This window comes from Streptomyces sp. 3211.6, from assembly GCF_003634815.1.
Taxonomy (GTDB): Bacteria; Actinomycetota; Actinomycetes; order Streptomycetales; family Streptomycetaceae; genus Streptomyces; species Streptomyces katrae_A.
In genome coordinates this window covers 7,147,606-7,167,547 of record NZ_RBXC01000001.1, presented here as the reverse complement: position 1 = coordinate 7,167,547, position 19,942 = coordinate 7,147,606, and the positions used below count along the sequence as shown (strand labels likewise).

General features: G+C 73.7%; 22 protein-coding genes. 10 read left to right on the top strand and 12 right to left on the bottom strand.

Going from position 1 to position 19,942, the window contains the following annotated elements; genetic code table 11:
• The first annotated feature begins 35 nt into the window (after nt 1-35).
• A complete protein-coding gene (locus BX286_RS32840) occupies nt 36-449 on the top strand; it encodes a rodlin (RefSeq protein ID WP_079423620.1) in 414 nt (137 codons plus the stop codon).
• Nucleotides 450-523: 74 nt separating this feature from the next.
• On the opposite strand, the gene BX286_RS32835 is transcribed toward BX286_RS32840, so the two are convergent.
• Together BX286_RS32835 and BX286_RS32830 are read right to left on the bottom strand one after the other, a co-directional pair.
• Nucleotides 524-1,720, bottom strand: a complete 1,197-nt coding sequence (locus BX286_RS32835; protein ID WP_079423622.1) for a cytochrome P450 — start codon at nt 1,718-1,720, stop codon at nt 524-526.
• Complete coding sequence (locus BX286_RS32830; protein WP_121017301.1) at nt 1,717-2,427, bottom strand: tRNA-dependent cyclodipeptide synthase; 711 nt, start codon at nt 2,425-2,427, stop codon at nt 1,717-1,719. Before BX286_RS32830 ends, BX286_RS32835 begins: the two co-directional genes overlap by 4 nt.
• A 465-nt stretch (nt 2,428-2,892) precedes the next feature.
• On the opposite strand from BX286_RS32830, the gene BX286_RS32825 reads away from it, so the two are divergent.
• Nucleotides 2,893-3,624 (top strand): DUF4232 domain-containing protein, encoded by a 732-nt coding sequence (locus tag BX286_RS32825; protein ID WP_121017299.1) that lies wholly within the window; start codon nt 2,893-2,895, stop codon nt 3,622-3,624.
• A 57-nt stretch (nt 3,625-3,681) separates the two neighbouring features.
• On the opposite strand, the gene BX286_RS32820 is transcribed toward BX286_RS32825, so the two are convergent.
• Entirely contained in the window at nt 3,682-4,395 is a 714-nt protein-coding gene (locus tag BX286_RS32820) for a hypothetical protein (protein ID WP_121017298.1), read from the bottom strand.
• Nucleotides 4,396-4,596: 201 nt separating this feature from the next.
• Here BX286_RS32820 and BX286_RS32815 point away from each other — a divergent pair, with 201 nt between their 5' ends.
• Nucleotides 4,597-5,574 (top strand): SMP-30/gluconolactonase/LRE family protein, encoded by a 978-nt coding sequence (locus BX286_RS32815; RefSeq protein WP_100864621.1) that lies wholly within the window; start codon nt 4,597-4,599, stop codon nt 5,572-5,574.
• Here BX286_RS32815 and BX286_RS32810 read toward each other — a convergent pair.
• Complete coding sequence (locus tag BX286_RS32810; RefSeq protein ID WP_079423633.1) at nt 5,532-6,020, bottom strand: DUF4440 domain-containing protein; 489 nt, start codon at nt 6,018-6,020, stop codon at nt 5,532-5,534. The two genes, BX286_RS32815 and BX286_RS32810, sit on opposite strands and share 43 nt — an antisense overlap.
• 166 nt (nt 6,021-6,186) lie before the next feature.
• On the opposite strand from BX286_RS32810, the gene BX286_RS32805 reads away from it, so the two are divergent.
• Nucleotides 6,187-7,533 carry a cytochrome P450 gene (locus BX286_RS32805; protein WP_398898855.1) on the top strand — a complete coding sequence of 449 codons (1,347 nt, stop codon included), beginning with the start codon at nt 6,187-6,189 and terminating at the stop codon, nt 7,531-7,533.
• A 91-nt stretch (nt 7,534-7,624) separates the two neighbouring features.
• Here BX286_RS32805 and BX286_RS32800 read toward each other — a convergent pair whose 3' ends face one another.
• Nucleotides 7,625-9,061, bottom strand: coding sequence for an amidase (locus tag BX286_RS32800; RefSeq protein WP_100864623.1), 1,437 nt, complete (start codon nt 9,059-9,061; stop codon nt 7,625-7,627).
• Nucleotides 9,062-9,194: 133 nt separating this feature from the next.
• On the opposite strand from BX286_RS32800, the gene BX286_RS32795 reads away from it, so the two are divergent.
• From BX286_RS32795 to BX286_RS32785, 3 genes are all read left to right on the top strand, one after another.
• A complete protein-coding gene (locus BX286_RS32795; protein ID WP_100864624.1) occupies nt 9,195-9,857 on the top strand; it encodes a TetR/AcrR family transcriptional regulator in 663 nt (220 codons plus the stop codon).
• A gap of 47 nt (nt 9,858-9,904) precedes the next feature.
• Nucleotides 9,905-10,690 (top strand): maleylpyruvate isomerase family mycothiol-dependent enzyme, encoded by a 786-nt coding sequence (locus tag BX286_RS32790; RefSeq protein ID WP_121017294.1) that lies wholly within the window; start codon nt 9,905-9,907, stop codon nt 10,688-10,690.
• A 141-nt stretch (nt 10,691-10,831) separates the two neighbouring features.
• Nucleotides 10,832-11,356: a DUF5133 domain-containing protein gene (locus BX286_RS32785; RefSeq protein WP_123995905.1), complete on the top strand. Its 525-nt coding sequence runs from the start codon at nt 10,832-10,834 to the stop codon at nt 11,354-11,356.
• A gap of 43 nt (nt 11,357-11,399) precedes the next feature.
• Here the strand turns inward: BX286_RS32785 and BX286_RS32780 are convergent, their stop codons facing one another.
• Both BX286_RS32780 and BX286_RS32775 read right to left on the bottom strand, forming a co-directional pair.
• Entirely contained in the window at nt 11,400-12,608 is a 1,209-nt protein-coding gene (locus BX286_RS32780; RefSeq protein WP_121017292.1) for a cytochrome P450, read from the bottom strand.
• Nucleotides 12,609-12,765: 157 nt separating this feature from the next.
• Complete coding sequence (locus BX286_RS32775; protein ID WP_100864862.1) at nt 12,766-13,167, bottom strand: ribonuclease domain-containing protein; 402 nt, start codon at nt 13,165-13,167, stop codon at nt 12,766-12,768.
• A 228-nt stretch (nt 13,168-13,395) separates the two neighbouring features.
• On the opposite strand from BX286_RS32775, the gene BX286_RS37085 reads away from it, so the two are divergent.
• Entirely contained in the window at nt 13,396-13,851 is a 456-nt protein-coding gene (locus BX286_RS37085; protein WP_222842067.1) for a zinc-binding dehydrogenase, read from the top strand.
• A 61-nt stretch (nt 13,852-13,912) separates the two neighbouring features.
• Nucleotides 13,913-14,269: a hypothetical protein gene (locus BX286_RS37080; protein ID WP_079423648.1), complete on the top strand. Its 357-nt coding sequence runs from the start codon at nt 13,913-13,915 to the stop codon at nt 14,267-14,269.
• 176 nt (nt 14,270-14,445) lie between these two features.
• Here the strand turns inward: BX286_RS37080 and BX286_RS32765 are convergent, their stop codons facing one another.
• From BX286_RS32765 to BX286_RS32755, 3 genes are all read right to left on the bottom strand, one after another.
• Complete coding sequence (locus tag BX286_RS32765; RefSeq protein ID WP_079423651.1) at nt 14,446-14,907, bottom strand: MarR family winged helix-turn-helix transcriptional regulator; 462 nt, start codon at nt 14,905-14,907, stop codon at nt 14,446-14,448.
• 81 nt (nt 14,908-14,988) lie between these two features.
• Nucleotides 14,989-15,960, bottom strand: a complete 972-nt coding sequence (locus tag BX286_RS32760) for an MASE1 domain-containing protein (RefSeq protein ID WP_121017290.1) — start codon at nt 15,958-15,960, stop codon at nt 14,989-14,991.
• A gap of 80 nt (nt 15,961-16,040) precedes the next feature.
• Nucleotides 16,041-16,841 (bottom strand): PP2C family protein-serine/threonine phosphatase, encoded by an 801-nt coding sequence (locus BX286_RS32755; RefSeq protein ID WP_261993660.1) that lies wholly within the window; start codon nt 16,839-16,841, stop codon nt 16,041-16,043.
• A gap of 422 nt (nt 16,842-17,263) precedes the next feature.
• Between BX286_RS32755 and BX286_RS32750 the strand changes: the two genes are divergently transcribed.
• On the top strand, nt 17,264-18,532 hold the full coding sequence (locus BX286_RS32750; RefSeq protein WP_260338116.1) for a serine hydrolase: 1,269 nt from the start codon (nt 17,264-17,266) through the stop codon (nt 18,530-18,532).
• Nucleotides 18,533-18,557: 25 nt separating this feature from the next.
• Here the strand turns inward: BX286_RS32750 and BX286_RS32745 are convergent, their stop codons facing one another.
• Nucleotides 18,558-19,247: a phosphatase PAP2 family protein gene (locus BX286_RS32745; RefSeq protein WP_121017289.1), complete on the bottom strand. Its 690-nt coding sequence runs from the start codon at nt 19,245-19,247 to the stop codon at nt 18,558-18,560.
• A 139-nt stretch (nt 19,248-19,386) separates the two neighbouring features.
• A complete protein-coding gene (locus BX286_RS32740) occupies nt 19,387-19,911 on the bottom strand; it encodes a GNAT family N-acetyltransferase (protein ID WP_121017287.1) in 525 nt (174 codons plus the stop codon).
• Nucleotides 19,912-19,942 lie beyond the last annotated feature (31 nt).

Sequence of the window (19,942 nt, the reverse complement as noted above, 5' to 3'; positions counted from 1 at the left end):
GACGGGTCTTCCGCCAGACAAGGAACCTTTCGAGCATGCTGAAGAAGATGATGGTCACCGCCGTAGCCACCGCCGCCGCGATCGGCGCGGGCGCTGCCGCTGCCGCCCCGGCCATGGCCATCGGCAACGACAACGGGATCAACACCGTCAACGGCAACGACGCCGCCCAGATCTACGGCAACCAGAAGACCGCCGGCGACATGAGCCCCCAGCTCTCCGTGGTCCAGGGCACCCTCAACAAGCCCTGCATCGCCCTGCCGGCGAAGGTCAACGCCCAGTCCGTGGTCGCCCTCGTGGCCAACATCGGCGTCCAGGACATCAACGTCCTGTCCAACCCGCAGGACCAGCAGTGCACCGAGAACTCCACCCAGGCCAAGGGCGACGAGCCGCTCTCGCACATCCTGGACAACATCCCGGTCCTGTCCGGCAACGCCTCCGCCGGCAGCTGAACGGCGAAGGCCCCTCACCCCGGTCCTTCCGGGGTGGGGGGCCTTCGCGTGCCCTCAGCGGGGGCGGCCTGCGGTCACCGCGCCGACGGCTGCCACATCACGGGCAGACGCTCGGGGAGGCGCTTCATGAAGCCGGTGCGCCACACGAGCTGTTCGACGGGGACGGCCAGCCGCAGCCGGGGCATCGCCGCGAGGACGGCGCGCAGGCCGATCTCGGCGTGCTTCTTGCCGAGGGCCGTGGCCGGGCAGTAGTGGGAGCCGCCGCCGAAGGAGAAGTGGGCGGAGGAGTTGGCCCGCGTGAAGTCGAGGCGGTGCGGGTCGGGGAACACGGAGGGGTCGAAGTTGGCTCCCTCGGGCAGGACGAGGACCAGCTCGCCCTTCTTCACCTCGACCTCGCCGAGGGTCATGTCCTCCATGGCCAGGCGGGGCAGGCCGTCGCCGATGGACAGGTTGATCCGCAGGAGCTCGTCCACGGCCTGGGGCATCAGCTCGGGGTGGCCGGCCAGGTGGTCGGCCTCCTCGGGGTGGGTGAGGAGGGTGACCAGCGCCATGGCGAGGAAGCCGGCGGTGGAGATGACGCCCGCGCCGAACAGGGTGACGCCGACGGTCGCGAACATCTCGTCGCTGACGTGCTCGTAGCCCTCGGTGCCGCGGAGCTTGGCCAGGTCGCCGATGAGGCCCTGCTCGGTGTCGTCGAGGCGGGCGGTCATGTAGGCGATGTCGCGGTCCCAGTTCAGCCGGGCCGCGGGGATCTCCCGGGGGCTGTTCATGAACGCGATCGGGAGCGACTCCGACAGCAGCGGGGCCGCCTCGTGCGGTATGCCGAGGATCTGGCAGTGCATCGCCTCCGAGAAGGGGTCGGTGAACATGGACCGGATGTCGACGGGGGCTCCGTGCCGCAGCATCCGCTCGACCAGCTCGGCGGCGTGCCCCTCCATCCATTCCTGGAGGCCGGGGGCCTTGGGGTTGATCGCCTTCATCACGGCCTTGCGTAGGCCGGCTCCGGTGATGTTGCCCATGTTGTTGACGACCTCGGGCGGGATCGTCAGCGCGTACTGGCGGGGCGCCCCCGGGTCGGAGGTGTTCTTGAGGCTGAACCGGTCGTCCTCCAGGACCTGCTTGACGAGCTCGTACGAGGAGACCAGCCAGGCCTCGGCGCCGGCGATGGTGCGTACCTTCACCACCGGGGCGAGTTCGCCGATCTGGGCGGGCAGGTGGGTGCCGTCCCACGTGAACGGGAAGTCGAGGATCGGCTCCGCGTGGGTGGTCACAGCTGGTCTCCTTCGGGGGCGGGGGTGACGACGGCGTGGCCCTGGTTGCGGGAGGCCCGCAGTCCGGCGCCGCGCGAGTAGAGCAGGTCCGCCATCGGCAGCGCCTGGTGGTAGCAGTTCAGCGACGAGGGGACGCCGAGGATCGCGGGGGTGTCGAGGAACAGGGGCGCCTCGGCGCACACGTAGTCGAGGCACACCTTCCGCTGGTGCGCGGTGGGCTGCTGGCCGCCGAGCACCTTGGAGGAGAGGAAGATGTCCACGAGTTCGTTCGCGGTCTGGGCGAACGCCGGATCGGTGCCGAGGCGTTCCATCAGGTCCGCGTGCATGCGGTCGTAGGCGGGAATGCCCTGGAGCGAGGACATGGGCCTTCCCCTGAGGCGGGTGCCCGATGGGTCTATGTCGGCCACCGCGTTCGTCACTTTTGCACGTACACCGCGTAGGTTCTTGACCGTTTTACGACGGGCCTCGTCCTCCGGATAGCCCATGGCCACATACATTTCGGCCACGTGCAGATCGGTGTAGATGAGGTCGGCCTGCCGGAAGTTGTCAAGGGCCCATTCTGCGAGGGCGTGCACGCGCTGGGCGGAGAAGTAGGAATTGCCGGGCGAGATTCCGATGACGGCGTGGTCGCCCTCACCGGCGATGACCTGGCAGTGCGGGGTGTAGGGGTCAACGCGGAAGGCGCTGGTCCGTGTTGCTGTTGTCATGGGAGTGGTCACGTCCCTGTCGCCGCGATTCCCCGATCGGACCCCGTGTCCCGGGTGCGGCGGCGACGTTCAGAACCTATCCGCAAAGCACGGCTCCGGTTGGATTACCGCACAGTTCGTCTCGGCTTCTGGACGGAGATGTTGCCCGAGTCAACAGCCGTGGCCTGTGGGATTGTTGTTCTGCCCCGCAAGGTGGCGATCAGATGGCTTCACTGGCTCATTGCCGCCTTTCCCCTACAAGATCGCTCGATGGGTCACATGTTCCGAGTGGCCGGAACCGGGGGCCGAAAAGAATCCCCGCACCGGTCCCTGCCGGACGGATCGCCCGCACCGTGCCACGTATGTCCAGGTCATGTCACGGAACCGCCACAGCGGCGCGCCCGCGCAACCCGGACGGGGTGTGAGGCGTGACCCTGTACGCGAGTGCCGGCGCGGGACCGGTCGTGAGAACAACGGGAGCACCCCATGCAGTACGCAGCAGGCCTTCGGCGCACCGCCACGGCACTGGCGGCGGCCGCGGCGGCCACCGCCCTGATGACGGGCTGCGGCCCGGCCGGGGACTCGGGCGCGGCCGCCCAGGCCTCCTCCCCGCCGGCGGCCTCGGGAGCGGCCCAGGCGACGCCCGCCGGGGGCGGCACGGGCGGGACCGGGGGTTCGGGGGCCTCCGGCGGCTCGGGGGGATCCTCCGCCGCCGGCGGGGGGACGGGCGGCGGCAGTGCGAAGCCGACGTCCTCGGCGCCGGGTTCCGGCGGCAAGGCGAAGGCCTGCACGATCGAGGACGTCCAGGTCTCCCCGGCCCACCAGGCCGACGTCCGCCCGCCCGGTACCGGGACCGGGGCGGTGGTCGTCTCGGTGACCAGCCGCTCGAACTGCACCCTGAACGGCTTCCCGCAGGTGGCGGGCGCGGGCAACGGCTCACCCGACAAGAACCTCCCGCTGGCCACCACCAACAGCGGTACGGCCGCCCCCGTGTCGCTCACCCCCGGCGCCCGCGCCTGGACCAAGCTGACCTTCGTCAACGTCCAGGGCGAGGCGGACGGCTACTGCGTCTCCGGCTCCACGCCCGTGGTCTTCCCCACGCTCGTCATCCGTGTCCCGGGCGCGGGCTCGCACCAGATCGCCATGGACGACGGACAGTTCGCCGAGTGCGACAACAAGGTGACGGTCACCCCCTTCTCGCTGACCAAGCCCTCCTGACCGGGCCCTCCTGACCGGGCCCTGCCGTCCCCGGCCGGGCGGGCGCCCGGGGAGGGGTCAGGAGATCCCGTACCACTGGCTGCCCCAGCCGGTGTTGATCGTGCTGGTGGACTGCTCGGCGAGGTTGAGGACGGGCGGCAGCGAGGTCTGGCCGGTCAGGACCGTGCTGTAGCGCAGGGCCGGGGGCGTCAGACCGGCGTTCACCGAGATGCCGGCGCCGGTCGCCTTCAGGGTGAGGGCGTTGGTGGCCCAGTTCCCGTTCAGCAGGAGGGCGATGAAGTAGGTTCCGGGCGCGGCGGTGAACGGCTTGGTCAGGGGCAGTGGCTTGGCCACCGCGTCGGTCATCAGCTGGGGCGAGATGTCGGCGGTGGACGCCACGAGCTTGCCGGTGGCGTCGTACACGCCGAGGTAGCAGTCGGAGAGCCGGGCGTTCGCGTCGACGCCGGCCAGGCCCAGCCAGATGTTCGACCAGGTGATCTGCTCGCGCAGGCCGATCCGCACCAGGGTGATCCGGCCGCCGACCCCGGCCGCCGACTGGGCGGTGACGTGCCCCGCGTCGTTGGGGTCGCCCGTCCAGGCCAGCAGGTTCTGGTCCTGGGGGCGGGGGCCCTCGTACCCCGAACCGCCGCCCTGCACGGGCGCGGGCGCGGGCGCGGCCGCCGGGGTGCTCGCGGCCGCGTGCGGGCCGCCGTCCGACGAGCTGCACCCCGTCAGGGCGAGGAGTGCCGCGAGGGTGGCGGCGAGGCCGGCTGTGGTGGTACGGGTGCGCATGGTCCCCCCATGTGGTGCGGATGTGCCGGGGTCATCGTCACATGTGCCCCCGTGGACGCGGTCAGCACCCGGTCCGGGTGCCTGCGAGGGGAGGGTTCCGGCCTGTCCGCGGGCGGAGTTGGCCCGGGAACCGGTCGTCGGGCAGGGCGCGCGAGCCGATACTGCACGGGGCGCAGGGCCCACGGCCGGGGAGGGCAACCGATGGGGTGGAACGCGGTGTGGCACGGCGGGGTGCGCCGGCGCGGGCGCGGGATGGCGGCGCTGGCCGCGCTGGGGGTGCTGGGGGCCGGGGTCCTCGTACCCGCCGCACCGGCCGGGGCGGCGCCGCGCTGCGGGCCCCCGGCGGCGGGCGGGCCGGTGCAGGTGGCGCACGTGCCGGACTGGACCGAGTCGATCGCGGTGGACCGGCGGGGCCGGATGTTCGCCACCGCGTACTTCAGCGGCCGCGTCTACCGCATCGACGCCCCGGGCGCCGCCCCCGTCGCGCTCACCGGGGACATCGGCGCCAACGGCGGGATCGTCGTGCGCGAGGACGGCAAGCTGCTCGTGGGCACGGGCAACGACCTCGCGCACTCGCTGACCGGGGACCTGCTGCCCGTCTCGAAGCTGCTGGAGGTGGACCCGGAGACCGGGGCCGTCGGCGTGTACGCCTCGGGGCTCGGCGGGATCGACGGGGTGGCCCTGGCGCCCGACGGGACCGTGTACACGACGACCCTCGGCGGTACGGGCATCGGACGCGTCACCCCGGACGGCCGGGTGGATCCCGCGTGGGCAAGGGTGCCGCGGCCCAACGGGATCGCGGTGTCCCCGGACGGGGCGGAGGTGTACGTCGTCCAGACCACCCTCGCACCCGGGGTGTACCGCATTTCCGTCGGGGACCCGGGGCACCCGCGGCGCTGGGCCTCGGCCACGGGGACCGATGCGGCGGGTCTGCCGGACGGGCTCACCCTCGACGGGCGCGGACGGCCGCTGATCGCCACCCATGCGGCGGGCGAGGTCTGGCGGGTGGAGGACGGGGCGCTGTGCGCCGTCGCAGCCGGCCCGGAGCTGCGGCTGTCCACGCAGCTGGTGTACGGGCGCGGCGGGGAGGGCTTCTCGGCGGGCCGGCTGTACCGGGCGGGGGTCGACGGGGGGATCTACGAGGTGCCGGACGGGGCGGAGGACGCCGCCGGGGGCTGAGCCCGCCCGGGGCCGTCGCCCGTCGGGGCCGGGAGGTCGTCCCAGGCCATCGAGCTCATCCGCCAGCCCGCCGGGGTGCGGACGAACTGGGTGGTCTTGCGGCCCTCGCCCTCGAACCACACTCCGCCGTGGCGGCCGGACTTGCGGTACTCGCTGAAACGGTGGGCGATCGATCCGAAGATCTCGGTGCGTTCGGCCACCTCCCATTCCGAGAAATCCGTCAGCGTGCCGTCGGTGAGGATCCTGCGCCGGGGTTCGATGAAGGAGTCGAGGTCGTGGACGACGGGCTCGCCCCCCAGGTTCTTGATGATCATCCCTTCGGGGATGAACACCTTCCGCACGGCGTCGACGTCGGGTGCTCTGCCGCCGGTGTTGGTGAACGCGCCGAGGAACACCTTCATCAGCTCGTCGAGTTCGCTCTTCACGCCGCAGTCCACGTCGGACACGGTAGTCCCTCCCCAGGTCGTACGCCGCTGTACCCGAAGGATCGTATGCGTCCCCGGCCCGCTCGAGAAGATCCGTACGGCGGGTGGGGGCCCGCCCGTCCGCGTACAGTCCGGGTTGTCCAGCACCTCTCGACGGCCGGGCCGACGGCCGGACAGGAGAAGCCCCGTGCCCACAGACGCCGCTCCCGCGCGGTTCCCCCGGCAGCCGTCCGGACCGGGCGGGGGACCCGCGCCGGTGCCCGTACCCGAACTGGACGCGGCGGCCGTCGAGTCGTGGCGCTCCGGGAAGGGGGAGCTGATCGAGCTGCTGGCGCGGGCGCGCGAGCGGCTCGGCGGGGTCGCCGCGGTCCGGCTGGGGCCCCGGCCCACCGTGCTGGTGACCGGGCCGGAGGCCGTGCAGCACGTGCTGGCGCTGCACCCCGACCGGTACGTCAAGCGCTCCCACCGGGCCCGTCTGCTGATCGGTGACGGGGTGCTCGCCGCGACGGGCGGGGCCTGGAAGCGGCAGCGGCGGCTGCTCCAGTCGCAGTTCACCGGGACGGGGATGCGCCGCTACGAGCAGCGGATCGCCGGGGCGGCCCGGACCGCGGCCGCCCGGTGGGCCGGGTACGCGCGCACCGGGGAGGTCTTCGACGTCGGGGAGGAGATGCGCCGCTTCGCCCTGGACACCATCTGGCGCTCGCTCACCGGCCATGCCCTGGACCCGGCCACCGCCCGCGAACTGGCCTCCGTCGCGGCCGTGGTGGCGGCGCTGCCGACCCTGCCGGCCGATGCCGTGGAGGCGCGGGACTCGGTGGGCGCGGACCTGGCCCGGATCGATGCGGTGGCCCGGGAGGCGGTGGCCGCCGCCCGGCGCGGGGAGGCGGGCCCCGACGGGCCGGGGCTGCTCCAGGTGCTGGTCGACGCCGGCGAGGACCGCCCCGAGTACACCGACGCGCTGGTGCGCGACGAGCTGGTGACGCTGCTGGTGGCCGGGCACGAAACCACGGCCACCACCCTCACCTGGCTGTACCTGCTGCTCGACCGGTACCCGCAGGCCCGCGAGGAGGCGCTGGCCGCCGGAGCGCAGGGCTCACCGGAGCGCAGGGAGGCGGTCCAGGCGCTGGTCAGCGAGACGCTGCGGCTGTACCCGTCGGCCTGGATCCTGCCCCGGTACACGGCGGAGGCCGACACCGTGGCCGGGTACGCGGTGGAGGCGGACAGCGACGTACTGGTCTGCCCGTACCTGACGCACCGTGACCCGGCGCTGTGGCCGGACCCGGAGCGCTTCGACCCGCGGCGCTTCACGGCCGGGGGCCGCCCCGCGCTGACGGGCGCGTACCTGCCTTTCGGGCTCGGCCCCCGGGCCTGCCTGGGCACGCAGTTCGCGCTGCGGGAGTCGACGGTGCTGCTGGAACACCTGCTGCCGCTGCACACCCCGGCCTTCTCCTCGGTCCCGGGCGGGGCCACGTACGGCCTCACGGTCCGCCCCGACGGCCCGACCCCTGCGAGGCTCGCCCCGGCAGGGGGGTAGGGCCTGCCCGGTTGTCAGGGCGGGCCACCGCGCCAGGGCTGCCCAGCGAACGCGATAGTCTCCGGAGCTCGAACACGGTCCTCGCCGTCCGTCAGGATCCGGTGAGGGCGGCCCGGCTTCGGGGGTCGACCGGTGTGAGGACCCCGAGGCGGTCCTCGACGGCCTGGGCGGCGGCCAGGCAGAGGTCTTCCCTGAAGGGCCGCCCGATGATCTGCACCCCTGCGGGGAGCCCGTCGCGCAGGCCGGTGGGGACCGCCACGGCCGGGACGCCGGCGAAGCTGGTCGCCGTGCACAGGCGCATGCCGGAGGCGACCCGGTCGCGGCCCGCCCGGTCGCGTGACTCCAGCCCGGGCTCGACCGGCGGCTCCGTGAACGAGGGGCCGAGGACCAGCGGGCAGGCGTCGAGGAACTCGGCCCAGGAACGCCGGATGCCCAGCCAGGTGCCCGTGAGCTTCACGAGTTCGGCGGCGGTGGCGGGCGGGGTGCGTTCCATCGCCAGCTGGATGTAGCGGTCCCCGCCCTCCCCCAGCAGGGTGCGGACCGCCGGCCAGGCCGGGGCGAACTCGGTGCAGGTGATGCGGTCGTAGGCGTCGAGGGTCTCCTCCAGGCGCGGTACGTCCGGGACCTCGCACACCTCGTAGCCGGCGTCGGCGAGCGCGGCGGCCGCGTCGGCGACGGCGGCGCGGACCGAGGGGTGGACCCCCCGGCCGCCGGGGTCGGCCACCACGGCGACCTTCACCGGTCCGGGGAGCGGGGGCCCGTAGGCGGGGACGGGGACGGCCCTCGGGTCGCGGGGGTCGGTGCCGGCCAGTGCCTCGTAGGCCAGGCGGAGGTCGGCCACGCTGCGGGCGAACGGGCCGTCGGTGACGAGCGCCTGGGAGGCCGGGCCGGGGTCGTCGGGGCCGAGTACGCGGTGGTCGGCGGGGAAGCGGCCGGTGGTGGGCTTCAGTCCGGCGACCCCGCAGAACTGGGCGGGGACGCGGATGGAGCCGCCGGAGTCGTTGCCGAGGCCGAGGGCGGCCATGCCGGTGGCGACGGCCACGGCGTCGCCGCCACTGGAGCCGCCGGGGGTGCGGGAGGGGTCCCACGGGTTGACCGTGTCGCCGAAGAGCTCGCTGCGGGTGTGCATTCCGGCGAGGACCAGGGTGGGCAGGTTGGCGTGGCCGATGGGGATGGCCCCGGCGGCGCGCAGCCGGGCCACGGGCGGTGCGTCGGCCCGGGCCACCAGGTCGCGGAAGCGGGGGACGCCGAAGGTGGTCGGTACGCCCTCGACGGGGGTGGTCTCCTTCACCGTGAAGGGAACGCCCGCGAGGGGGCCCAGCTCCTCGCCGGCGGCGCGGCGGCGGTCGGTCAGCGCCGCGTCCGCGCGGGCCCGTTCCGCCATCAGCTGCGTGACGGCGTTCACCGTGGGGTTGACCTCGGCGATGCGTTCCAGGTGGCTCTCGACCAGCTCGGCGGCGGACACCTCGCCGCCGCGCACGGCTTGCGCCTGTGCGGCGGCCGTCTTCCGCCACAGTTCTTCCGGCATGGTTCTTCCCTCTCCCGATATCGTTTCGATGCGGTTGCATCGGAACCATCGGAACCTTATACGGGAACCGATGCGCTTGCATCGAATAAGCTGCGGGGTACCGGAGGCGGATGCCGAGAGGGAGGCGAGGGACGTGCCGAAGCAGGTGGACCACGAGGAGCGGCGCCGGCTGATCGCGGGGGCCGTGTGCGGGCTCGCGGACGAGAGCGGGCTGGAGGGCGTGACCCTGCGCGACGTCGCGGGGCGGGCCGGGGTGTCGATGGGGGCCGTGCAGCGCTGTTTCCGCACCCGGGACGAGATGCTCCTGTTCACCCTCGGGCACATCGGCGAACGGATCGGTGAGCGGGTACGGGCCCGCCTCGTGCGCAGCCCGGCCCAGTCGGCCGCGTCCGCGCTGGGGCACGCGGCCACGGAGGTGGCCCTGCTGCGCGAGGAGCACCGTGCGGAGGCCAGGGTCTGGCTCGCGTTCGTCGCCCAGGCGGCGGTCAGCGCACCTCTGGCCGAATCGCTCCGGACGAACTACGCCGAGCTGGAGGCGATGTTCGCCCGCCTCCTCACGGAAGCCGCCGAGGACGCGCCGGCGCCCGTGCCTGCGCCCGTGCCGGCGCCCGTGCCGCCGGACCCCCGCCAGGAGGCCCGCACCCTGCTCGCCCTCGCGGACGGCCTCACCACGCACGTCCTCATCGGGCACCTCACCGCCCGCCAGGCCCGGGACGTCCTGCACGGGCACCTGACCCGGCTATGGGGGCACGGGGGCGGCGGCGGAGCCGGTGGAGGGACGCCGGCCGGGCTGTGAAAGAGTGCCTGGGGCATCGATCCGATCAGGCCAGAAGGGCTCCCAGCATGAAGACAGCCGACCAGCTCGACCACCGGGCGGCCGTGGCGGCGGAGGCCGCCCGGTTCGTGGACCTGGTCCGGGGTGCCGACATGACGGCCCCCGTGCCCACCTGCCCCGGCTGGGACCTGACGGACCTGACGCGGCACGCCGGAAGCGTGCACCGGTGGTTCTCCGTGCTGCTGCGGCAGCGGATCCAGGCGCCGCCGGCCGGCCGTGACGTGGACCTGCGGCTGCCGGAGCGGGCGGACGGCTACGCCGACTGGCTGGCCGAGGGCGCCGCCGAGGCGGCAGAGGTGTTCGCCGGCACCGACCTGGACGCGCCCATGTGGGTCTGGGGTGCCGACGGCCACGCCCGCTTCTGGGTGCGCCGGATGGCGTTCGAGACCCTGGTCCACCGGGTCGACGCCGAGCGGGCGCTGGGGCTGCCCTCGGCCGTCGACCGCGCGCTCGCCCACGACGGCGTGGACGAGTTCCTCGTCAACCTGCCCTACGCCGCGCTCTTCGCGCCGAAGGTGGCCGGTCTGCGCGCAGCGGACCGGACCATCCGCTTCGAGTGCACCGACACGGACGGCTCGTGGCTGGTCCGGCTGCGGCCCGACGGCTTCGGCGTGGTCGCGGACGGCGCAGCGGAGGGGGGCGCGGGCGGGGTCGCCGCCGACGCCGTGGTGCGCGCCCCGGCCGCCGACCTGCTCCTGCTGCTCTACGGCCGCCTGGACCGCTCGGCGGCGACGGTGGAGGCCGGTGGGGACGGGGAGCTGCTGGACCTCTGGTTCGCCAACTCGGAGTTCTGAGCCCCCCGCAGGGCCGGGCACGCGATGCGGATGTCCACCGGGTGTGTCAGCGTGGGAGAGGACACGTCCCGCGAGGGGCGGGCAGGCCTGACGTGCTTCTCGTCGCCGCAGACCGCGGCCTCGGGCTGAAGGGATCCTCTCGTGGCGTCTCCTGGTGATCCGCCGTCCCCCGCCCTCTCCGCCGAGGTCGCTCCCGCACGGGGAGGGCCGCCCGGGGAGAGCCCGACCCACACCTGGGCGGTGGGCCTGCTGATGGCGGCGGCCCCGTGCTCGGTGCGCGAGGCGAAACAGATCCTGCTGGCGGCCGCCGAGCTGGCACGTGTAACAGCGGTGGAGGTGGCGGCGGCGATGGTCGCCGGGACCCTGGGGATGCCGATGCCCGTACGGATCGAACGGGCCTTGCGCCGGTCCCTGGAGGCGGCCCGCGCCCCGCACCGCCCGGGCGCGGTCCAGACGGTCGGGATCCGGCCGAGCCGGCTGCGCACCGAGGAGGTCCTGTCCCGGCTGCGCGGCTGCCAGGCCCGCCTGGCGGCCGCGCCCACGGACCCGGGCACCCTGCGGGCGATGGACGACGTCGCCTACACCCTGTGCGTCCTGATGGGCCGTCCCAGCACGCACCAGGCGGTCCTGGCGGCGGAGGAACACCTGTCGGCCGCCCCCGAGTAGGGCCTGTCCCGGGGCCCCGGGAGACGGGGCCCCGGGAAGCACGTCACCAGCGGACGGGCAGCCGCTTCACACCGCGGATCAGCATGCCGGGGACCCAGGGCAGCTTCGCCTCGTCCGCGTCGCCGGTCAGCTCCGGGAAGCGCTCCAGCAGCGAGCGCAGGGCGATGCGGCCCTCCAGCCGGGCCAGGGGGGCGCCGAGGCAGTAGTGCAGCCCGTGCCCGAAGGCGATGTGGCCTCGGGCGTCACGGCGGATGTCGAAGCGGTCCGGGTCCTCGAAGCGGGCCGGGTCGCGGTCGGCGTCGGCCATGGCGATCAGCACGGTGGAGCGCCTGGGGATCACCACTCCGCCCATCTCCACGTCCTCCAGGGCCAGCCGCTCGGTGCAGGTTTCGACCGGGCCGTCGTAGCGGAGCATCTCCTCGATCGCACCGTCGAGCAGACCGAGGTCCGCACGCAGGTCGGCGAGCTGCTCGGGGTGGGCGAACAGGGCCCGCATCCCGTTGCCGATCATGTTGACGGTGGTCTCGTGGCCCGCGATCAGCAGCAGGACGGACATCCCGATCAGCTCGGACGGCGAGAGCCGGTCCCCGCCCTCGTCGACGGCGTGGATCATCGCGCTGAGCAGGTCGTCGCCGGGTTCGGCGCGCTTGGCGTCGATCAGTCCGGTCAGGTACGCGATCATGCCCTCGTAGGCGGCGGCTTCGGCCTCGGGGCTGGTGCGGGCGACCGCTTCGTTGGACCAGGCGCGGAAGGCGTCGCGGTCCAGGCCGGGCACGCCGAGCAGTTCGCAGATGACGGTCATCGGCAGCGGGAAGGCCAGCGCCTCCAGGAGGTCCGCCTGGCGGTCCTCGTTCGCTTCCATGGCGTCGAGCAGTTCGTCGGTGATCTGCTGGAGCCGGGGCGCCAGCGCCTCGATGCGGCGCGGGGTGAACTCCCGGGCCACCAGGCGGCGCAGGCGGGTGTGGTGCGGCGGGTCGGCCATCAGCATGTGGGCCAGCGCCGGATTGTCCTGCTCGACGTTGATGATCTGGCCGATGTCGCCGGAGCGGAGCCAGTCACGGCTCAGCCGCGGGTCGTTGAACGCGGTACGACAGGCCTCGTACCCGACGATCAGCCACAACTCCTCGCCGTCCGCCGTGCGGACGTGGTGGACCGGGCCGCGCTCGCGCAGCTGCGCGTAGACGGGGTACGGATCGCGGACGAAGTCCGGGCTCAGTTCCAGCAGATCGACTATTTCGGGCTCGGGCGCCATTTTCGTTCCCCCTGGTTGCACGTGTTGCCTGCTCGGTGACACGTCGATGCGTGTGTACTCCACAGTAGTCGTGGAGTGACCGGCATGGCGGACCGGGCCCTCCCCCACCGCCGCGGAGAGGGTGAGGAAGGGCCTCAGGGGGTAACCGTTTCTTTGGTCAGCAGCCGAAGTTGACGCGCCGGAAGGTGACGTAGTGGTCGGCGGTGTAGTAGTCCTCCCTGTACTGCTCGCCGGTGACGATCCGTCGGGCCCCGCGCGTCGGCGATCCGGGGGTGATCACCGTGTACTCGTGGTAGTAGCCGGTGGTCTGGGTCGGCAGGACGTGCTCGCGGTTCTGGAAGACGATGCCGTCCTGGGAATACGGGAACGGGCCGCCCTGGTCGATGAGTTCGAGGGTGTCGTACGCCTCGTCGGGCAGGGCGGAGTAACAGACGCTGCCGACCGAGGCGACGGCGGCGGGCGCGGAGGCGGGGGCGGCCGTGGCGGCCTGACCGGTGAACAGGGTGGCGGCGACGGCGGCCGCGGCGGCCAGGGCCGCGAAGCGTGGGGGAATCCTCATGCGCCCCACACAACGCGCGTAGAGCCGGGGTCGTCAACGTCAACTCATGGGTGTTCCACGGCTGTTCACCGAGGTGGCACCGGGTGCGGCACGAACTGCCCCGGTCCTTAAAGCGCCGTTCCCCGAGGGGACCGTTCCATTTGAGAGCGCCGGCCGCCAGGGCCCGTCCGGCGCGGTCACGACGGCACGCAGGAGGCCGGGGGAAGACCCTCTCCGGCTCTTCCTCCCGTGAGGGGGCGCCCTCACCGGGGGCCGGGAGCGGAGTTCGTCTTCGACGCCGTCGCGGCACCCGGCGTCCTGGAGCCGGGCAGGGCGGTGGCCCCGGGCGGCATCCTGCTGATGCACGGGGCGCCGAGCGGCGAGCCGACCCCGTGCCCGGGGTTCGAACTCGGGTTGCCCGCGCTGAACATGAGGACCTTCACCGCCCAGGAGATCACCACCGATCCCGGGCGGCTGCGCCGGGCGGAGGCCTTCGTCACCTCGGGGCTGCGCGACGGCTCGTCCGAGCCGGTCGGGGACCGGGTGTTCGGCCTGGACGAGATCGTGGAGGCGCACCGCTCCATGGAGGCGGGGCTCCCCGGTGGGGAAGATCGTCGTCGCCGTACGGCCCTGGGCACGTCGGGGCCGCCCGGACGGGCCGGCCCCGACGCGCATCACTGCCGGCGCGCATCACCGCCCGACTGACGTCGAAAGCCCGACGCGCCTAACTGGCGCTTTCGGTGAAGGTCGCACAAGATCGGGTTTCATGTCCCAGGCCGTGCACGTTCAATACACACACCTCCTGCGCACGAGCTCGCTCGATCTCTGGAAGCGGCTCAGGCGCCTCCTCGAAAATCAGGGGCTCGACCCGGCTACGACCGTGCTGGTCAATCTCTTCCGCGATGGCGGCGACCACGAGTCCGGACAGTGCATCGACGGGGACGGCCGTGTCTACTGCTTCGATGTCGCCTACGACCTTGATACGCCGAAGTCAGCGGGCAAGGCCGTCCTCCGTCACTGGACGGACATCACCGATACGTGGCAAAGGGATCCGCTCCACGACGAGATTGCCGATGCCTTCATCTGGCGACCTGTAGCGCGCAGGACCGTCCTACCTGGCTGACCGCAGCTACGCGCAACGAAGATGATTGCGGCCGAAGTCTCCGGATCCCCTGCCCGCCGCCCTGCGGGGCATGACCTCCGTCGGCGGCACCACCCGCCGGAACAGCTGCCCCAACCCGCCAGCCTAAACGCCGGCGGCCATCGCCGTACGGCGGGCGGGCAGGGGGCTGCGGGCGGTCAGGGGGTGGTGGTGGCGGGGGTCTCGGGGAGGCCGGTGCCGCCCAGGCGGGTGAGCAGGGCGCTCAGTTCCGCGATGTCGGCGCCGGCCCATTCCGGTGCCGCGAAGACGTCGGCGGCCACCTGTTCCGCGGCCTTGAGGGCGTCGGCCAGGCGCTCGCGCCCGGCGTCCGTGAGGGCCGCGTAGGCCACGCGGGCGTCACGGGCGTCGGCCTCGCGCACCACCAGGCCGATCCGCTCCAGGGGCGCCAGCCCGCGGGTCACGCCCGAGGCGGTGAGCCCGAGGGCCCCGGCGAGGTCCACCCGCCGCATCCGGCCGCCCTCGGCCCGCCCCAGGTGCAGCAGCACCAGGAAGTCGGCCAGGCTGACCCCGAACAGGGCCCCCAGCCGGGAGTCGAACCGCCGCACGAGGGCGGTCTGGGCCTTCACCAAGCGCAGGGACACATCCAGCGCATCACTCATTGCTACCTCCTTGACCCCTCAAGGATAGGGGAGAAACTTGAGGAGTCAAGGAGATGTGCAGCAATCGCGCCCGCCCCCGGGTCAGAGCCGGCCCCGCGGGTCCTGGTCCCCGCGCTCCGGGGAGAGCTGGGCGACGACCTCGGCCAGTTCCTCGCAGGCCTCCTCGATCCTCAGCCTGACGTTGTTCTGCTCGGCGACGAGGGCCGCCAGCAGCAGACCGGTCAGCGCGGCCGCGCCGTTGAGGGCCTGGAGGTTGACCATGGTCTCCAGCAGGGTCCGGCCCGCGAACGGTCCGGCGTGGTCGGTCGCCGCCCAGATCGCCAGGACGGAGATGAGCAGGGCGCAGGGCGCCGCCCCCGCCAGCTGGAAGCGCACGGCCGCCCAGATGAGCAGCGGGAAGACCAGGAACAGCACGGACAGGGTGCTGTGCGTGGCGGCCACGGTGGCGGCGGCGGTCGCAACCGTCAGGGCCGCCGCCTCGGCCACCCGCAGGGGATCTCGGGGCAGCGGCGCCCAGTGGAGGGCGAGCAGCAGCGGGGTCACCAGCCACACCCCCATGGTGTCCCCCGCCCACCACGCCGACCAGGTGGGCCAGAAGTTGCCCGCCGGCAGGTTGCCGGTGAGCACCAGCGTCCAGGTCCCGGCGGTGGCGCTGATCAGCATCGGCAGCAGCCCGCCCAGGAAGACCAGGGCCAGTCCGTCCCGGAGCCGGTCCAGCTCGGGGCGGAATCCGGCCGCGCGCAGGAGCAGCAGCGCGCACAGCGGAGCCAGGACGTTGCCCGCCACGATGCCCAGGTCGGCGGGGTGGAACGCGGCGAGCTGCTCGATGGCCAGATACGTGCCGACGGCGAGTCCCGGCCAGACCCGCGGGCCGAACCGGAGCAGGGCCGCCAGGGCGATCCCGGTGGGCGGCCACAGCGGGGTGACGACGGCGCCCCCGACGACCACCTGGCGCAGCAGTCCCAGCCAGCCGGTCGCGTAGTAGGCGGCGGCGACGGCGAGGACCAGCAGGAGCGTTCCGCCCGTTCGTCGCCATTGCAGGGTGCGCACCACAGCATCAGACAACAGCCCGGGCGTCCGGTCCGGGCGTGACACGCCCGTCGGCCGCCCCTCAGCCGCCCGTGAGCCACCCCTCAGCCGCCCGCGGCCCGTCCGTCCGGGGCGGTCGCGGGGCCGTCGTGGCTGATGACGAGGACCGCCGCGTCGTCGGCGTGGCCGGTGGAGTCGGCCACCTTCATCACCTCGGCCGCCAGCTCGCCGGGATCGCCGCCCGCGCCCTCCCGGACGATCCGCGACACCCGCTCCAGCCCCGCCTCTATCGGGAACGACGGCCCTTCCACCACGCCGTCGGTCAGCAGGACGATGGACCCCGCCGCCGTCAGCCTGCGCCGGGTGACCCCGTATCCCGCGCCCGGGACCAGGCCCAGCGGGGGTCCTCCGGCGTCCTCGGCGATGCCGTGGCGGCCGTCGACGGTGGCCCAGACCGCGGGGACGTGGCCGGCCCGGGCCCCCTGGATTTCGCCGGTGTGCGGGTCGAAGCGCAGCAGGCTGCACGTGGCGAACAGTTCGCAGTCCATGGACAGCAGGACGTCGTTGGCCCGGCCCAGCACCTCCCCCGGGTCCGCCACCACGGCCGACACGCCGCGCAGGCAGACCCGGACCTGGCCCATGAAGGCGGCGGCCGCGACGTCGTGTCCCTGGACGTCGCCGATGGAGAAGGCGAGGGCGCCCTCGGGCAGCCGGAAGCCGTCGTACCAGTCGCCGCCGATGTCCAGGCCGTGCTGGGCGGGCGCGTAGCGGGCCGCGGTCCGCAGCCCCGGCAGGACGGGGAGGGAGGCCGGCAGCATCTCGCGCTGGAGGGCTTCGGCCAGCTCGACCCGGGCGTGGTGCAGCTGGGCGCCCTCCCGCGCCTGGGCGGTGAGCCGCCCCAGCATGGTCAGCAGATCGGCGCTGGCCGGCCGAGGGGGCCGCCGGCGCGGGGTCACGGACCACTCCGGGGTACGTCCATCTGCCTCTCTGCTCCCGCTGTGCGAAAGACCCAGGCACATCATATTTCGGCTCGTCCCCGCCCGCCCGGTGTCACGGCGCCTAGGGCCGGCGGCCCGTCCTGCCCCGGGGCCGCTCCCGGGCGCGCGGCGGGCACCGTCGCGGATCCGGCCGGAGTGGGTGCCGGCACGGGGCGGCCCCGGCCCGGCGCCCGGGGTGCCGCGCCTGGCTCCCCATAGGAACGGACAACGAGTTTCGGCCACCTGAGCAGTGACGGGGCATCAGGCGGGCGCGGCGCCCTCGGTAGGCTCGCGATCACCCTGGCTGACCCCCCGGGCCCGGGAAGGCACCCACCGAGCCGAGGAGCAACGTGCCCCTGTCCGCGAACCGCCGCCCCCTCAACCGCCGTCTGGCCGTCGGCGCCGCCCTGCTGGCCGTGGTCGCGGGCGTGGCGCCCGCCACCGCCGCCCAGGCCGCCACCGCCCCCTCCCCCGAGGCGCTGCGCGCCGCCGGGCCCGCCCTGCCTGCGCCCGACATGGAGGCCGTCGACCAGGCGCTGCGCAACACCCTCGCCGCCGGGGCCCCGGGCGCGCTGGCCCGGATCACCGAGGGCGGCCGCGTCGTGAGCGCGACGGAGGGCGTGCGCGACAAGGTCACGGGCGCGGCCATGGACACCCGGGCGCGGTTCCGGATCGGCAGCGTCACCAAGACCTTCTCGACCGTCGTGCTGCTCCAGCTGGTGAACGAGAAGAAGATCGAGCTGGACGCCCCGGTCAACCGCTATCTGCCGGGGCTGCTGCCCGACGACCGGATCACGGTGCGCCACCTGCTGAGCCACCGCAGCGGTCTGGCGGACTACACGAACGCCATGTTCGACAAGACCGTGCCCGGCTTCGAGGCCGTCCGCAACAAGGTGTTCACCTACCGGGGACTGGTGGACCTCTCGCTGGCCGAGCCCAGGACGGCGGAGCCGGGGGCCTCGTACCAGTACTCGAACACCAACTTCGTGGTCGTCGGCATGCTCATCGAGAAGGCCACCGGGCATGCGGTGGCCCAGGAGTACGAGCGCCGCATCATCAAGCCGCTGAAGCTGCGCGACACCTCGTACGTGCACCCCGACACGCGGATCGCGGGGCTGCACACCCACGGCTACCTCACTCCGGACGAGGCAGGCTCCCCGCTGGTCGACTCCACCGAGCAGACCGTGTCCTGGGCCCAGTCGGCGGGCGCGATGATCTCCAGCCCGGCGGACCTCAGCACGTTCATGTCCGCGCTGGCGGGCGGGAAGCTGGTGGCGCCGAAGCTGCTGGACCAGATGCTGACGATGACCCCGGCCGACGCGACGAACACCCGTTTCTACGGGCTGGGCCTGCGCCGCTACGACCTGTCCTGCGGCACCTCGGTGTACGGGCACACGGGCACCGTCCAGGGCTTCTACACCTACGCGTTCACCACCCGCGACGGCAAGCGCAGCATGACGGCGATGGCGAACACCTCGAACCGGGGCGTCGCGAACACGGCCCTCGGCGCGACCCTGGAAGGCGCGTTCTGCGGCAAGAAGCCCGCCGCCGCCGCGAAGGCCCGCGGTTTCGCCTCGGCCCCGGCCGACGTGGACCTGCCGGAGCGCCACGCCCGCTGACGTCCTCCCGCCGGGGGCCCGTCGCCTATGTCCTGGCGGCGGCCCCCCTGCGGTAGGACCGGCGGACGAGGGCGGCGAGGGCCAGCCAGGCGGTGGCGAGGAGCCAGCCGCCGAGCACGTCGGAGAGCCAGTGCACGCCGAGGTAGACCCGGCTCAGGCCCACCGCCGCCCCCCAGAGGACGATCAGCGCGGCGGCGGCGGTCCTGGCCGGGCCCGGCGAGCCGCGCAGGGCCAGCGCCACGAGCAGGAGTCCCGCGGTCAGGGCGCCGGTCGTGGCGTGGCCGGACGGGAAGGACCAGTTCGCGGCGTGGGTGGCCCAGTCGGCGGCCGGAGGCCTCGGCCGGGCGACGAGCGACATCAGCGCGCGCCGCACCCCCTGCCCGAGGGCCAGGCACAGCGCGAGCCCGGCCACGGTGGCGAGCCGGTCCCGGACGGCGCGGCCGGCGTAGAGGCCCGCGAGGACGACCAGGGCGTACGGCCAGACCCCGGTACCGGTCGCCGTGACGGCCCGGGCCACGTCCAGGGCGGCGGGCGGGCGGTGCGCCAGGGACCAGGCGTGCGGGCCGGTGTCGAAGGGCAGCGGCCGGGCCGCCGCCAGGATCACCCACAGCGTGAGCAGCGCGAAGGCGGCCGAGGCGGCGAGGGCCGTCCGGGCGGCCGGGGTGAGGCCCCGCAGGCCGGCCGGGGGCCGTCCGTCGGGGGCGGGGCCGTCCATGCGCGCCGCCTCTCGGAATCCTGGCGGGGCGCGGCGGGCGGGGCCCGTCCGGCGCCCCGTCGTACGGGGTCCACCGCACTTTAGTACTGGGCGCGGGTGACGGCCGTGACCGGGGGGAGGGGAGAGGGGTGGGTACTCGTCAGAGGGTGATCCAGTAGCGGCGCTTGGGGCCGATCAGGGTCTCGCGTACGTCCTCCAGGACGCCGCCGGCGCCCTCGATGGTGCGCTCCGAGGGCTCGTTGCCGGGGTCGCAGGTCAGCAGGACCCGGTCCATGCCCATCAGCCGGGCCTCGTAGAGGACCTGGCCCAGCGCCCAGCCGGCCAGGCCGCGCCGGCGCGCCGACGGGCGGACGCTGTAGCCGATGTGGCCGCCGGCGTCGAGGAGGAAGGCGTTGAGGTAGTGGCGCAGGTCGATGGCGCCCAGGTAGGTGTCGCCTTCGGCGATCCACCAGTAGGTGGCGTGGACGCGGCCCTGTTCGACCGCCGTCGTGCGGTCCGCCTGGCGGCGCAGGCGCTCGGTCCAGGCGGCGAACCCCTCGGCGGTCTCCACGTCGTCGTCGGAGCCCAGTCCGGCGCCGTCCATGTGGGCGTCGGCGCCCCATTCCGCCCGCGCGTCGAGCCAGGAGGAGTGCAGGTGGGGAGAGGGGGCGATCAGTTCGGGCATACCCCGACCGTAACAGTGCGGTCGTCGCGGT